The organism is Bacillus yapensis (assembly GCF_005280205.1).
Lineage (GTDB): Bacteria > Bacillota > Bacilli > Bacillales > Cytobacillaceae > Robertmurraya > Robertmurraya yapensis.
Genome location: NZ_SUND01000002.1, coordinates 106,056 through 120,351, shown reverse-complemented (window position 1 = coordinate 120,351; position 14,296 = coordinate 106,056). Strand labels below are relative to the sequence as shown.

The 14,296-nt window shown below is 38.3% G+C and carries 14 protein-coding genes; all 14 read right to left on the bottom strand.

Translation table 11 applies throughout. The annotated features are described in order from the left end of the window. Positions 1-60: 60 nt before the first annotated feature. Positions 61-942 carry a translation elongation factor Ts gene (gene tsf, locus FAR12_RS02965; RefSeq protein WP_126406005.1) on the bottom strand — a complete coding sequence of 294 codons (882 nt, stop codon included), beginning with the start codon at positions 940-942 and terminating at the stop codon, positions 61-63. Positions 943-1,111: 169 nt separating this feature from the next. After that, the gene (gene rpsB, locus FAR12_RS02960; protein ID WP_126406002.1) at positions 1,112-1,813 is read right to left on the bottom strand and encodes a 30S ribosomal protein S2; all 702 of its coding nucleotides are present in this window, start codon (positions 1,811-1,813) and stop codon (positions 1,112-1,114) included. A gap of 155 nt (positions 1,814-1,968) precedes the next feature. Continuing rightward, complete coding sequence (locus FAR12_RS02955) at positions 1,969-2,529, bottom strand: hypothetical protein (protein ID WP_126405999.1); 561 nt, start codon at positions 2,527-2,529, stop codon at positions 1,969-1,971. Positions 2,530-2,538: 9 nt separating this feature from the next. Continuing rightward, positions 2,539-2,841, bottom strand: coding sequence for a hypothetical protein (locus FAR12_RS02950; protein WP_126405996.1), 303 nt, complete (start codon positions 2,839-2,841; stop codon positions 2,539-2,541). Positions 2,842-2,925: 84 nt separating this feature from the next. Beyond that, entirely contained in the window at positions 2,926-4,281 is a 1,356-nt protein-coding gene (locus FAR12_RS02945) for a FapA family protein (protein ID WP_126405993.1), read from the bottom strand. Positions 4,282-4,330: 49 nt separating this feature from the next. Further along, positions 4,331-5,095, bottom strand: coding sequence for a FliA/WhiG family RNA polymerase sigma factor (locus FAR12_RS02940; RefSeq protein ID WP_126405985.1), 765 nt, complete (start codon positions 5,093-5,095; stop codon positions 4,331-4,333). A gap of 181 nt (positions 5,096-5,276) precedes the next feature. Continuing rightward, positions 5,277-5,774, bottom strand: a complete 498-nt coding sequence (locus FAR12_RS02935) for a chemotaxis protein CheD (protein WP_126405983.1) — start codon at positions 5,772-5,774, stop codon at positions 5,277-5,279. Further along, the gene (locus FAR12_RS02930; protein WP_126405981.1) at positions 5,767-6,408 is read right to left on the bottom strand and encodes a chemotaxis protein CheC; all 642 of its coding nucleotides are present in this window, start codon (positions 6,406-6,408) and stop codon (positions 5,767-5,769) included. Before FAR12_RS02930 ends, FAR12_RS02935 begins: the two co-directional genes overlap by 8 nt. Before the next feature lie 4 nt (positions 6,409-6,412). After that, positions 6,413-6,883 carry a chemotaxis protein CheW gene (locus FAR12_RS02925; protein WP_126405979.1) on the bottom strand — a complete coding sequence of 157 codons (471 nt, stop codon included), beginning with the start codon at positions 6,881-6,883 and terminating at the stop codon, positions 6,413-6,415. 31 nt (positions 6,884-6,914) lie between these two features. Then, the gene (locus FAR12_RS02920; RefSeq protein WP_126405977.1) at positions 6,915-8,969 is read right to left on the bottom strand and encodes a chemotaxis protein CheA; all 2,055 of its coding nucleotides are present in this window, start codon (positions 8,967-8,969) and stop codon (positions 6,915-6,917) included. A 79-nt stretch (positions 8,970-9,048) separates the two neighbouring features. Next, the gene (locus tag FAR12_RS02915) at positions 9,049-10,143 is read right to left on the bottom strand and encodes a protein-glutamate methylesterase/protein-glutamine glutaminase (protein ID WP_126405975.1); all 1,095 of its coding nucleotides are present in this window, start codon (positions 10,141-10,143) and stop codon (positions 9,049-9,051) included. Between the two features lie 11 nt (positions 10,144-10,154). After that, entirely contained in the window at positions 10,155-11,021 is an 867-nt protein-coding gene (locus FAR12_RS02910; RefSeq protein ID WP_126405973.1) for a MinD/ParA family protein, read from the bottom strand. After that, positions 11,018-12,187 carry a flagellar biosynthesis GTPase FlhF gene (flhF, locus tag FAR12_RS02905; RefSeq protein ID WP_126405971.1) on the bottom strand — a complete coding sequence of 390 codons (1,170 nt, stop codon included), beginning with the start codon at positions 12,185-12,187 and terminating at the stop codon, positions 11,018-11,020. Before flhF ends, FAR12_RS02910 begins: the two co-directional genes overlap by 4 nt. Next, entirely contained in the window at positions 12,184-14,223 is a 2,040-nt protein-coding gene (gene flhA / locus FAR12_RS02900) for a flagellar biosynthesis protein FlhA (RefSeq protein WP_126405968.1), read from the bottom strand. The genes flhF and flhA overlap by 4 nt, the downstream gene beginning before the upstream one ends. Positions 14,224-14,296 lie beyond the last annotated feature (73 nt).

Sequence of the window (14,296 nt, the reverse complement as noted above, 5' to 3'; positions counted from 1 at the left end):
TCCCCTACTTTTTAGATAAGAACGCTGTCTCAAGTTAGAGACAACTTATCTGACTGTCAATTATTTTTTAACTTGGCTCATAACTTCTTCAGCAAAGTTATCTTCACGCTTTTCGATACCTTCTCCTACTTCATAACGAACGAAGCTACGGATTTTTCCGCCTTTTGATTCAACAAATTGGCGAACTTTTTGATCTGGGTTCTTAACGAATGTTTGGTCGTTAACACACACATCTTCAAAGTATTTTCCAAGGCGTCCTTCAACCATTTTTGCAACAATGTTTTCAGGCTTTCCTTCGTTTAATGCTTGTTGAGTAAGAACTTGACGCTCACGCTCTACTTCTTCAGCAGATACTTCGTCACGAGAAACAAACTTAGGGTTTAATGCAGCGATGTGCATAGAAACATCCTTAGCAGCTTCTTCGTCAGTAGTTCCTTCAAGAACACTTAATACACCAATGCGTCCACCCATGTGTAGGTAAGCACCGAATGCATCGTTATCAGTTTTAGTTTCAATTACAAAACGACGTAAAGTTAACTTTTCACCGATTTTAGCGATTGCAGCGTTAATATGAGCTTCAACAGTAGCACCGTTATCCATTGTTTGAGCAACAGCTTCTTCTACAGTTGCAGGCTTCTTAGCAAGTAAGTGATCGGCTAATTCTTGTACAAGTGTTTGGAAACCTTCGTTTTTCGCAACAAAGTCAGTTTCAGAGTTAACTTCTAAGATTACAGCTTCGTTTCCGTTTACTTTTACAGTAGTAAGACCTTCTGCAGCAATACGGTCACCTTTTTTCGCAGCTGAAGCAATCCCTTTTTCACGTAAGAAATCAATTGCTTTTTCCATATCACCATTTGTTTCTGTTAACGCTTTTTTACAGTCCATCATACCTGCGCCAGTTTTTTCACGCAGTTCTTTTACCATTTGAGCAGTAATTGCCATTTTGGTTATCCTCCTTAAGGTATGTATCGTTATTTTTTGCAAGACTAGCGAAAGCTAATCTATGATTTGTAAATAATTCTCAAAAAAAGGTGATAAAGAAGGGTAAAGCCCTCTTATCACCTTCATTCAAGCAGATCTATTGAGCTTTTATTGCTCCAACACCTAACAATTACGCAGGTGCTACTTCTTCACCTTGCTTAGATTCTAAAATCGCATCTGCCATTTTAGCTGTTAAAAGCTTAACTGCACGGATAGCATCATCGTTCGCAGGGATAACTACGTCGATTTCATCTGGATCACAGTTAGTATCAACGATACCTACGATAGGAATGTTCAACTTGTGAGCTTCAGCTACAGCAATACGCTCTTTACGAGGGTCGATGATGAATAAAGCATCTGGAAGTTGCTTCATATCTTTAATTCCGCCTAAGAATTTTTCAAGGCGTTCTTGTTCTTTCTTTAATTGAACAACTTCTTTTTTAGGTAATACTTCGAAAGTACCGTCTTCAGACATTCTTTCGATATCTTTTAAGCGACCAATACGCTTTTGGATTGTTTCGAAGTTTGTTAATGTTCCACCTAACCAACGTTGGTTAACATAGTACATTCCAGAACGTTCTGCTTCTTCTTTAACAGAATCCTGAGCTTGTTTCTTTGTACCTACGAAAAGAACTGTACCACCATTAGCAGCTAATTCTTTTACCCAGTTATAAGCTTCTTCAACCTTCTTAACTGTTTTTTGTAGGTCGATGATGTAGATGCCGTTACGCTCAGTGAAGATATATTTCTTCATTTTTGGGTTCCAACGGCGAGTTTGGTGTCCGAAATGTACACCAGCTTCAAGCAATTGCTTCATAGAAATTACTGACATGTGTTATTTCCTCCTAAATGGTTTTGTTTGCCTCCGCTCATATCATTTTTAGACAAAAACTGTCTTGCAACAGCACCAATTGCCTAAATCCATGAACGTGTGTATTAACACCATTTGTAAATATAGCATATGTAGAGATGCGAATCAAGTCATTCTTATTCATTTTGTCGTAATTTGAATAGTAACTCTATTTCGGTTTTTCCTTTATTAAGTCTTCGCGCGATGTCCTCGATCGACAGACCTTGTTTCTTAAGTAAAAGAGCCTGATAATAAAACGATTGAGAATATAGATCAGTAGAATTATTGTCATTCTCCTGTTGTGGTGGTACTTCAGTGGCAGGAGTGATTTCCACTGCATTCTCTTGTTGTTTCACTGTATTGGAGGACGGTGTTTTTTTGTACGCTTGAACCGCTTGATATACATTGCCTTTTCTAGGCGCTGGTCGCTCCAAATCGACTTCTACCTTTATCGGCTCTTCTGCTATATATTCTTTCGTTGTTTGTTTAGTTGTCATCTCTCTGACCTTATTAATAAATCTTTCATTTTCCTCGGTCATTTCCATTAAATACGTTGAGATAACCTCTTCCATTTCTTTAATGAGTTTTTCCTGTTTTTTTTCTACTTCTAGAAGTCTATTTTGCCGCAAGTACAGAATTGCGATACAAAATAGGGCAACGACATTAAGTACGATACTAAATATGATTAAAATTGTCATACGATCCCTCTATCCACTAAAATCCACACGTGTACCTTTATAAGGGTGTTTTTCTTTTTGCTGGTGCTCTTTATCCTTTTTTTCACCTCGGTCGCCCGAATGATGTTCCTGGTTTCTTTCTTTTTGAAACCTAGCAATATCCTTTTGCTCCTGCTTCAAAACAGTATGCTCTTTCTTTATCTCTTCCTTTTTCACATTCTCAGCGGAAAAATCAGTTTGTAATTGACCTCGTTGTTGCATTTGCTCTTGTAATTTCTGTGCATCTAATGTTCTAGGAAGTGCAACCTGCATTTCAATCGCTTTGAGGCTCATCTTCAACCACGTCCTTGATTTTTTATACTAAATTATTCAGTTAAGGCTATGTGAAAACTACTTCTCATTAATATAGCAGGTTCATCAAATTGGGTCGAAAACTATTTCACTATTTCTTATATAAAATCTAACATACGAGTGAGTCGTATGAACCAATCTTGAGTATTTCCCAAAATGCAAACTCGTGTTAGGATGAACTTTATCATATACGAAGATACTGAAATTGCTTCGATCACTTTTCTCGAACTCTATCACTTCTAGCTTCCTAAGAGTACTTTCTAACTGTTTCTCAAGCTGCGTTTTTGTTGCTCTTTGCTTAAGGAGAAGCTCTTTTTCTTGTTCTGTCACCTGTCCTTTTTGTTTAAGGGAAACTAGAATCTTATTTTCAATCAGTTCCAGTTTTTTAACATTTTCAGAAATCTGTTCAGCTTCCTCTTTGAGGCTCAATTCCTTTTTGTCAATGGATGGGTCATAACCAACTGCAAGACCAGTCTTTGTATAGAGATCGTTGCCAAGTTCCTTCACATAAATATCTTTACCAGAACGTAGCGTACCACCAATAACATGACCGTTCTTGCAATAAATCGCTCCTTTGGCCTCAACATTACTATGCAACGAGGAAGTATGAATAATAACATCCTGCCCCGCTCTTATAGCTGCTTGATTTAAAAAATTGGCTTGAATACTTCCACCAGCAACAACATTTCCACGATTACCTCCAGCAATTCCACCAGAAATAAGAATATTTCCTCTAGCTACTAGCTGTGCTCCCTCAACGAGACCATATACCTTAATATCTCCGCCTGCAACCACTTCGTAGCCCGTTGGCACATTACCATGAATAACGACATTTCCTACAAAATTAACATTTCCTGTTTTTAAGTCTAGATCGCCCCTCACTTCAAAAACAGGGTTAACTGTAATGGCTTTATGGGTAATACTCACTTCTCCGTCAATCGTTGCTATGAATTGATTGCCATTTTGTATCACATTTTTCCCCGGTTTAACCTTTAAAGGCTTCCCGTCGTGGGCTGGGAGTACTTTTCCAGTTACCGCTGTGCCATTAATACCAAAGGTCTGTGGTATTGCTGATGCCATAACTTCACCCGATTTTATTGACGGAATATCAAGAACCTCTCGGAAATTCACCTTTTCTTTCTGCTTTGTTTCTTCTTTTTTAAATTCAACAGTCAAATATGCATCTTCACCATGCTGAGGAGGAATTCCTTCAGCAATTAAAAACGGGTACTCGATATTCGATGGCTCTATTGCAATCTCTTGAAGCTTTGTGTGGATGATGCCAAAGACTACTTGATGTTCTTTCAAAAAAGCTTCTAGCTCACCAACTGAAATTGTAAAATCTTCATCAAGTTGCTCTTGCAATTCGATATAAGCCTCTAATTGATTCTTCGAAATCTTTACTCGAAACGGAGTATCCATTTTGCCAACCTTCTTTCTAGTTATATCTTTATAGTTGTTAATCTGGATGCTAGACCATTTTGCTTAGTGATTGTCTCAATTTAAAAATTGCTTTTGAATGAATTTGTGAAATTCTTGATGTAGATAAATCCATGACCTGTCCAATTTCTGTTAATGTCAATTCCTCTTGGTAAAACAAGCTAAGAACCAATTGTTCATTCTCATTGAGATGGGAAATCATTTCTGCCATTTCTTTAATGAGTTCGTCTTTTACCACTTTCTCTTCAGGAATCTCGGCCTTTGTATCTTTAATGGCAAAGTTTTGTCCATCTTTCTCTTCTTGCTCGCCTGGATTCTCGTCAATCGAGAGTACGCTGGAAAAGAAATGTTCGTTCATTGTCGTCACGACTTCTTCTTCCGTAAGATTTAACTCGCTGGCAATGTCTTTTGCCGTAACATTTCGCATCAGCTTTTGCTCAAGCTTCCCGATGGCAGCGTCAATTTTTTTCGCTTTATCTCTTGTACTTCTCGATAACCAATCTTCTTTTCTTAAACCATCTATAATAGCCCCCCGTATTCTAAAGGAAGCATAAGTATCAAATTTTAAATCTCTCGTCGGGTCAAACTTTTCCAGAGCATCGTACAGTCCCATTAATCCCAAACTATGGATATCATCTCTAGATACGTTTCGCGGAAGGCCAACAGACACCCTTTGAACATGGTAGCTGACAAGGGGCATGTATTTTTTCACTAACAGATTTCCCGCTTCTTCATCTCTAGCAGAAATCCATTTTTCCCATATAATTTGTTCCTCAGCTGTCAACACAATTCCCATCGTAACCTCCTAGGACCATCGACAAATTTGATGGTAAAATTCAATCTTAGGACTTAGTGAACTCTATTCTATTATATCAAATTAATGATGTGCATATTAGATGACTTCAAATTTGTTCACGATCAATATAATTGATTACAGAAAAAATCAGCCCTTTTAATAAAAAGGACTGATTACACCACTATAAATCTCTGATCCCTTTATTAACAGTACGAATATTAAGTAAGCATGTTTTAGGATCAAATTCGATCGTTCGTCCACTACTTCCTCCAACATCCTCTGCAACTAAGGTGATTTTTAACATAGCAAGCTCTCTCTTAACTGCTTCCACATTTCGAGGACCAATCCTCATCATGTCATTACTACTAGTAAATTGAAACATTTGAGCACCGCCAGCAATTTTTGCTTTCAGTGAGTAGCTTCTTGCGCCTAGTTCAATCATCCGGCTAACAAGCTCCTTCACAGCAGTATCGGCATATTTCGCTATGTTCATAATTCCACTTTTTGCGAGAGAGGAATCAGGTAGCATCACATGAGCTAATCCCGCCAATTCCTTCGCCTGATCGTAAACGACCACTCCAACACAGGAACCCAGTCCAGAAGTTCGAATCAGATTAGGTGTCGTCACAATGTTCATATCAGCAATTCCGACTTTCACGATTTGAACAGTATCATTCATCTTCAGCTACTCCTAAAGCTTTAAAAATCGTCTCAAAGGAGTCCGGGTCGGGCAAGAGAAAAAAATGCCCTTTAACACTTTCCGAAGAATGAGTGTCATCATCGTCTAAAGCAGTGTCAATTACGATTGCATAATCACTAACTTGAGATAGCTCAATTAAGCCAAAGCTAATAATTGCACCAACCATATCAATACTTAACGCTGGGACTGAAGGATATAAATCCAAATTTGTGAAATCGGATAATGATGACAAATAGGAACCAGATAAGATATTCCCTAACTCCTGCAAAGCAGACATCGCTAATTCATGATAGGGTGGATTTTCAAATGAAAAGTGAACATCATTGATCATCTGTTTAATAAAGGTATTTGCCTGCTCTATCGAAAGAACAAAAAACATACTACCTGGAGCGTCCCCCTCAATTCTTAAAAAGACACTTGCCACGATATTTTCAGGACCACCAGCCATGTCCATCATCTCATCAAAAGAAACCACACTTACCTTGGGTACTCTCATGTCGATTTTTTTATTCAATAATGTGGAAAGAGAGGTGGCAGCATGGCCAGCACCAATATTCCCCACCTCTTTTAGCACATCTAGATGGACAGTTGAAAATTTATCGAGGAAACTCATTTATTTATCCTTCATTTCCATAAGTAGTTTTTAGATCATCACGTTGTAGAATCTTTTCAAGATCTAATAGAATAAGCAATCTCTTATCAAGCTTAGCAACACCATTGATGTATTCAGCTTCATCAACACCCACAACTTCAGGCTGTGGTTCTATCGCCTCTGCTTTAATATCAATGACATCATTCGCTGTATCAACAATTAATCCGACTTCCATATCATCGAATGACACAATGATGATTCTTGTGCTATCTGTATATGCCACTTCCTCAATGTCAAATCGAAGGCGTAAATCAATAATTGGAGTAACGACTCCTCTTAAATTTAAGACACCTTTGATATATGAACTTACACCAGGAACTCTAGTAATATGTTCAATTTTTTCAATGGAGTGTACTTTATTAACAGGAATTGCATATTCTTTTTCTTTTAGTTGAAAAACAATGTATTTTAAGTCATCTGTTAAAGTCTCGGTCATAACAGTCACCTTCCTCTTATCCTTTAAGTACTTATTTTATCAAGGCATTACAATCTACGATTAAAGCTACCTGTCCATCGCCAAGAATGGTAGCACCGGAAATCGCAAAAACATTTGTTAAATAGTTTCCTAGTGATTTAAGAACGACTTCTTGCTGACCAATAAAGGAGTCTACGACTAATCCAGCCATTTTGTCACCTTTTCTAACGATTACAACAGAATAGAAGTCATCTCCTTCGCCTTGAGAAGGAACCTCGAAGATATCCTTTAAGAATAAAAGTGGAACTACTTTCCCACGGAAATCAATCACTTTTTGATTATGTGCATTTAAGATTTCATCCTTCTTCACGATCGCTGTTTCGATAATCGATGAAAGTGGAACAGCAAATTTCTCTTTTGCAATTTCCACAAGCATGACAGAAATAATCGATAATGTAAGTGGTAATTGAATAGAGAAGGTTGAACCTTTGCCTTCTTTCGAATCGATCGAAATGGATCCTCCAAGGGACTCTATCGTATTTTTCACTACATCGAGACCAACGCCACGACCAGATACATCAGAAATTTTGTCTGCTGTAGAAAAGCCTGATGCAAAGATTAAATCGAATACTTCTTTATCTGATAGAGTCGCTGCTGTTTGTTCAGAAATGATTCCATTCTTAATCGCCTTTTCAAGGACCTTGCGACGATTAATACCTGCTCCATCATCATCGATCTCAATAAATACGTGATTTCCACTATGGAACGCTTTAAGAACAACCGAACCCTCTTCATTCTTTCCATTTGCTCTACGGACCTCTGGTGTTTCTAAACCATGGTCTAAAGCATTTCGAATTAAATGAACAAGTGGATCACCAATTTCATCGATTACAGTACGATCTAATTCTGTTTCTGCACCTATGATTTCTAGATTCACTTTCTTACCAAGATCACGCGCAAGCTGACGCACCATTCTCGGGAATCTATTAAATACCGTTTCAACAGGCACCATTCTCATATTTAAGATAATATTTTGTAGGTCTCCTGTAATTCTCGACATTCTTTCGACTGTTTCATGAAGTTCTTGGTTTTTTAGATCGTTGGAAATCTGTTCTAATCTCCCGCGGTCAATAACAAGCTCTTCAAATAGGTTTAATAAAATGTCTAGTCTTTCAATATTAACACGGATCGTTTTATTGTTTGGTTGTTTAGTTGTTGTGCTCGTAGTCGCAGATTTCTTTTGCTCTTCTGAAGAAGAATCAGTACTAGAAATTTTTGCAACTTCATCAACAATTACTTCTTCTACTATTTCCTCTTGATTACTTCTGTCGCCATCAAGAGAAATTGTTACGACTTCAACCTTCTCAACTTCAGATACCTTCATGACCATTTTCTGCAAATCTTCTAGAGACTCCTTTGAAACAATTGAGACGGTAAATTCTTGATCAAATTGTTCTTCCTCTAACTGATCTACAGATGGAGTTGATTTAATAACCTCTCCAACCTTCTCTAACACTTCAAATACCATATAGACTCTTGCTGCTTTTAGTAGACAATCTTCTCTTAAAGCAATCGTAATTTCAAATGCTTCGAAGCCTTGTTCTTTAGATTGTTGCAGAACTGTGTATTCAAATTCATCATAATTACTCTTTGCTTTAGCCGAAGCAGGTGCGATAGCCGTAGCCGTGGCAGCCACCTCTGATTTCGCAGAGCTTTGAGAAGGGCTTTCACCCTTTTCAATTAATTTAAGTTTTTCGACTACTTCTTTTACGTCTCTCTTACCATCGCCACCATCTGCAATTGAGAATACCATTGCTTCCAAATCATCCGTAGCTTGAAAAACAATATCTAATAGTTCAGGTGAAACTGATAATTTGTGATTACGAATAGCGTCAAGCACATTCTCCATTTGATGAGTAAGGCTCGCTAAATCCTCATAACCCATTGTGGCAGACATGCCTTTTAATGTATGAGCAGAACGAAAAATATCGTTCACAATGTTCATATCCTCTGGATTTTTTTCTAAGTCCAATAGTCTTTCATTACAGCTTTGTAGATGCTCTTTGCTTTCTTCTATAAAGACTTCTAAATATTGGTTCATTTCCATTTGTCTTACCCCCCTCGACTTGTAGAAGAGGTTCAAAAAGTCATTGAAAAAGTACATTCCATGACCTTTTGAACACACCCTATATGTATCTCAAAATTGCTTCAGCAATTTTTTCTACATTTTGAACTTCGTCTACTAATTTCGTTGCTACGGCAGCCTTTGGCATTCCGTATACAATAGATGTCTCTTGAGATTCCGCAATAGCTGTGACTACCCCAGTTTTCTTTAATTCGATTAATCCTTGTGAACCATCAGAACCCATTCCCGTCATGATCACTGCAATTTTTGAATACTCATTGATATGGCTAATCGATTCAAACATGACATCGACGGATGGTCTATGGCCACCTCTTGGAGGAGTAACGTCATCTAATTGGATTATTAAGCTTGTCCCCATTTGCTTGACCGTTAAGTGGAAACCTCCTGGAGCAATATAGATTGTCCCTCTTTCAGCAATTTCACCATCGACTGCTTCCTTCACAATGCATTCAGAGAGGGAATTAAGTCTATCTGCGAGGCTTTTTGTAAAGCCTGCTGGCATATGCTGCACGACAAATACCGGTACATCTATATTTTTGGGAAGTCTTGTCACAACCTGCTGCAATGCTCTCGGGCCACCTGTAGATGTTCCAATACAGATAAGCTTTTTTGAAATAGTTTTTTTTCGGGTTCCAGATATTGGTCCCTTTCGTTCTATTTTACTACAATCCTCAGATGGAGTAGTAGTCCTTTTTGCATAATCTCCACGAGAGTCTCTTGATAACTGGGTTAAATTCGCCTTACTTGCAGAAATAACTTTTTGGATTAATTCTTCTTTTACTTTATAAAGATCTAGTGAAATGGCACCAGATGGTTTTGCGATAAAATCTATAGCACCCAAGGACATCGCTTGCATCGTATTTTCTGCACCCTGCTTTGTCGTGCTGGAGAGCATTAACACTGGCACTGGATGATCATTCATGATCTTTTGAAGTGCATCTAAACCATTAAGTACTGGCATTTCTACATCCATCGTTACCACATCTGGACTCAATACCTTAATTTTTTTTAGGGCGTCCTCCCCATTTCTAGCTGTGCCTATTACTTCTATGGACGGATGCTCTGATAAAAAATCTTGTATCAGTTTTCTCATGAATGCTGAATCATCGACAATAAGCACTTTAATTTTTTGCATGACTGGTAGCACTACCTTTCAAAGAGAAATTGCTTCAACTTTGAAACAAAATGAAAAGTTCTTGCTGGTTGAAGTTCTGTGAAATTCTGTTGTTCATACTGCTCGACAATTTGAATGATTGCTTTCGAGGCTGCCGATTTTCCATCTAAAACAAATGGTACCTGCTTCTTGACAGCAAGTGGGATGGCACGATCATCTGGAATCATCCCTAATGGCTCTACTTCTCTGTCTAAAAATCTTTTGGCAACAATCTTTAGTCGATTGAATGTTTGTACACCATCTTCTTCAGAAAGTGCTCGATTCACAACGATTAAGAATGGAACCTGTTTGTTTAGCATATGAATATGCTTTAACATAGAATACGCATCGGTTACAGACGTTGGTTCAGGAGTCGTCACTAAAATGATTTCATCGACCGATAGAATAAAATGAAGCGACTCTTCCGTTACACCTGCACCCATATCAAAAATGACATATTCGTAATATTCGAATAGGGCCGAAAGTTCTTCCGTAAATTTATTCATTAATCGCTCTTCTACCTTAAAAAGACGACTGAGTCCTGTTCCCCCAGCGATATAATGGAGCCCATTTGGACCTTCTGTAACAATATTCTTTAAAGATTCTTGTTCGTCAAAAAAATCGACGATGCTATATTGTGAACTATTTCCTAAAAGAATGTCGATATTTCCCATTCCTACATCCATATCAAATAGTAACACTTTATGGCCCTTCTTAGATAAGGTAATGGCAAAGTTTAACGAAAAGTTCGATTTTCCTACTCCGCCTTTTCCACTAACAACTGCTAATGTTTTGGCTATCATCGATTTTTGGTCTTTTTGAAGTAACTTTTTTCTTAATGCCTCAGCTTGGTCTTTCATTTCGTTTCATCCCCAAGAATCAGTTTGGTAATCACGTCTGCTGATGCTGCCACCTTATCGTCTGGGACATTTTGTCCATTAGTTAAATAAGCTGCTCCAATTCGATACTTGTCAATCATGTTGTACATCGCACCATACGATGAAGTTTCGTCCATTTTAGTAAAAATAAATTGGTTAATTGTAATGCTTGAGAACTGTTTATAGATTTCTTCCATATCGTTCTGTTTTGAAGTTAAAGATAGGACAAGGAAGGTTTCCATTTCATTGTCATAATCAAGAATTTGCTTCAATTCGACCACATATTGTTCGTTGCGAAAATTCCTGCCTGCTGTATCGATTAGAACAACATCATAATCTTTAAAGGTTTCACAGGCTTTTCTAAAATCATCAAGGTTATAACAAACCTCTAAAGGTATCGCCAATATTTTTGCATAGGTTTTGAGCTGTTCGATCGCCGCAATTCGATATGTATCAGTCGTAATAAGAGCGACTTTTTTATGGAATTTAAGGATCGAATCAGCGGCTATTTTTGCTAAAGTAGTCGTCTTCCCAACACCAGTTGGACCGACCACGTTCACATATTTTTTCGTGAAAGATATTTCTCCATAGGGCAGGTCAGAGATTCGTTCCTTCATCAATTCCTTACACCATGCTTTTACCTCTTCCGCAGATGAAGCAGCACCCAGGGTGTACCATTTTTCTAACAATACAGCCATTAATTCTTCACAGATATATGGTTCAATTTCTTGCTTTTTGAGCTCAAGATATAGGCCTTCCAAAGGACCAGGATAAGACTTGCCTCCTTGACCTGTTGCACTCATGTTTTTCACCATTGCCTTTAATTCAGCTAATTCATTGAGTAAGTCTCCAGATGGACGCTCCTGTCTTTTTTCTGGAGTGGTGAACACCTGAGGCTTAGCGATTGGCGCATTTTTCACAGGTTGAGAAACCGGAGTTAACTTCGGCTTCTCTTTCACCTTTGGCTCCATTTTCCCTACCTGATCCATCGCTGCAATCACTTCAATATTCTTTTTTCTAAAAAAACCGAGAAAGCCGCCCGTATATACGATTTTTGAATTTAAAATGACGGCATCATTTCCTAATTCAGAACGTATTTGTTTCATTGCTTCTGGCATGGAGGATGCCACGTATTTTTTTACCTTCAATCTATATTCACCACCCCTACGCTTTGTACTTCAACATTGGCCTCTAGCTCGTTATAAGACAAAATCGGAATTTGTGGAAAATAACGCTCTGTTAATTGACGAATATACATTCTTACAGCCGGTGAGCATAAAACAATCGGTGTTTGTTCCATTAAAGAAAGTTGCTCAACTTGATTCGCAATCGATTCAAGAATGGTTTGTGAAACACTTGGATCGATGGAAAGATAGTTTCCGTGCTCCGTTGTTTGTACACCATCAGCAATGATTTTCTCCACTTTACCGGAGACTGTGACAACCTTTAAAGTTTGTCCATTTGTACTATATTGATTTGTAATCTGACGCGCTAATGCCTGACGGGTATATTCTGTTAAAAGATCAGTATCAGAAGTGACTTTGCCAAAATCAGCCAAGGTCTCAAAAATAATTGGTAGATTACGTATTGAAACATTTTCGCGTAAAAGTTTGCCAAGTACCTTTTGTACTTCTCCTACAGAGAGTGGGTTTGGCGTAACTTCCTCAACTAAAATTGGATAACTTTCTTTCACATGGTCAATGAGCTGCTTTGTTTCTTGTCGACCTAGAAGCTCATGAGCATTCGCTTTTATGACCTCTGTGATGTGAGTAGATACAACGGAAGGTGGATCGACAACCGTATAGCCAAATATTTCAGCCTGTTCTTTCATGCCTTCGGTAATCCACTTAGCTGGCAAGCCGAATGACGGCTCAACCGTATCGATTCCTTCAATCGAATCATCTTCAACTCCAGGGCTCATAGCGAGATAATGATCAAGAAGTAACTCTCCCCGAGCCATTTCATTCCCTTTGATTTTAAGACGATATTCGTTCGGTTGAAGCTGAATATTGTCGCGAATTCGCACAACTGGAATGACCAATCCAAGTTCAATCGCAAGCTGTCTTCGAATCATGACAATTCTGTCTAATAAATCCCCGCCCTGATTCGAGTCTGCTAATGGAATTAACCCATAGCCAAATTCAAACTCAATTGGATCGACATTGAGAAGACTAACGACACTTTCCGGACTTTTCATTTCATCTGCCTGAACTTGTTCGTCCAGATCTTCAAGTGGTTCCTTTTCTTCAATTGGTGTCCTAGACATTCGATAACCAGCAAAAATGAGTAAACCGCCAACCGGTAATGTAATAACAATTCCAATTGGTGTTAATAAACCTAGTACGATGATTGTTCCACCAGTAACATACATCATCTTCGGCTGTGCAAGAAGCTGCTTCGAAATATCATGAGACAAGCTTCCATCTGATGCACCGGCTCTTGTTACAACAATACCTGTAGCAGTAGAGATTAATAAGGCCGGGATTTGACTCACTAGTCCATCGCCGACTGTTAACAAAGAAAATCTTGTTGCAGCTTCTGCTAGTGGGAGTCCGAGCTGTACAGCACCAATGACGATCCCGAAGACAAGGTTTATAAGTGTGATAATGATCCCAGCAATAGCGTCACCTTTAACAAATTTACTGGCACCATCCATAGAACCATAGAAATCAGCTTCACTACTAACCTTTTCTCGTCGTTTTCGAGCTTCCTGCTCTGAGATCATGCCGGCATTTAAGTCTGCATCAATACTCATTTGTTTCCCAGGCATAGCATCTAACGTAAAACGTGCTGCTACTTCAGAAACACGTTCTGAACCTTTAGTAATAACGATGAAATTTATGATAACCAAGATAAAGAAAACAACTAGTCCAACAACGATGTTTCCACCAATAACAAAGGATCCAAAGGTTTCTACTACTCCTCCACCCTCACCTGTTGAAAGAATCGCTCGAGTAGTCGATACATTCAGCCCTAATCGAAATAACGTTACTAATAAAAGAAGCGAGGGAAAGACTGAAAATTGTAGTGGTTCATTGATATTCATTGATATTAAAAGAATCAGTAATGCTATTGCGATATTGACAATAATCAGCAAGCTCAATAACCATGTTGGCAATGGGATAATAAGCATAGCCACTATTAAAATAACTGCAAGCAATACAGAAAGATCTTTTGCTTTCATGGTGTTCCCCCTATCAAGATTGCATCTTTACGACACAATCCCTAAAACTAACCGGTCTTTTTAAGAATCCGGT

Bases quoted from the DNA above. Each gene is read 5' to 3' on its own strand.
- FAR12_RS02910 (WP_126405973.1), bottom strand. From the start codon at position 11,021: ATGAAAGACCAAGCTGAGGCATTAAGAAAAAAGTTACTTCAAAAAGAC.
- rpsB (WP_126406002.1), bottom strand. From the start codon at position 1,813: ATGTCAGTAATTTCTATGAAGCAATTGCTTGAAGCTGGTGTACATTTC.
- FAR12_RS02930 (WP_126405981.1), bottom strand. From the start codon at position 6,408: ATGAGTTTCCTCGATAAATTTTCAACTGTCCATCTAGATGTGCTAAAA.
- FAR12_RS02950 (WP_126405996.1), bottom strand. From the start codon at position 2,841: ATGAGCCTCAAAGCGATTGAAATGCAGGTTGCACTTCCTAGAACATTA.
- flhA (WP_126405968.1), bottom strand. From the start codon at position 14,223: ATGAAAGCAAAAGATCTTTCTGTATTGCTTGCAGTTATTTTAATAGTG.
- FAR12_RS02945 (WP_126405993.1), bottom strand. From the start codon at position 4,281: ATGGATACTCCGTTTCGAGTAAAGATTTCGAAGAATCAATTAGAGGCT.
- FAR12_RS02920 (WP_126405977.1), bottom strand. From the start codon at position 8,969: ATGGAAATGAACCAATATTTAGAAGTCTTTATAGAAGAAAGCAAAGAG.
- FAR12_RS02915 (WP_126405975.1), bottom strand. From the start codon at position 10,143: ATGCAAAAAATTAAAGTGCTTATTGTCGATGATTCAGCATTCATGAGA.
- FAR12_RS02940 (WP_126405985.1), bottom strand. From the start codon at position 5,095: ATGGGAATTGTGTTGACAGCTGAGGAACAAATTATATGGGAAAAATGG.
- FAR12_RS02955 (WP_126405999.1), bottom strand. From the start codon at position 2,529: ATGACAATTTTAATCATATTTAGTATCGTACTTAATGTCGTTGCCCTA.
- FAR12_RS02925 (WP_126405979.1), bottom strand. From the start codon at position 6,883: ATGACCGAGACTTTAACAGATGACTTAAAATACATTGTTTTTCAACTA.
- tsf (WP_126406005.1), bottom strand. From the start codon at position 942: ATGGCAATTACTGCTCAAATGGTAAAAGAACTGCGTGAAAAAACTGGC.
- FAR12_RS02935 (WP_126405983.1), bottom strand. From the start codon at position 5,774: ATGAATGATACTGTTCAAATCGTGAAAGTCGGAATTGCTGATATGAAC.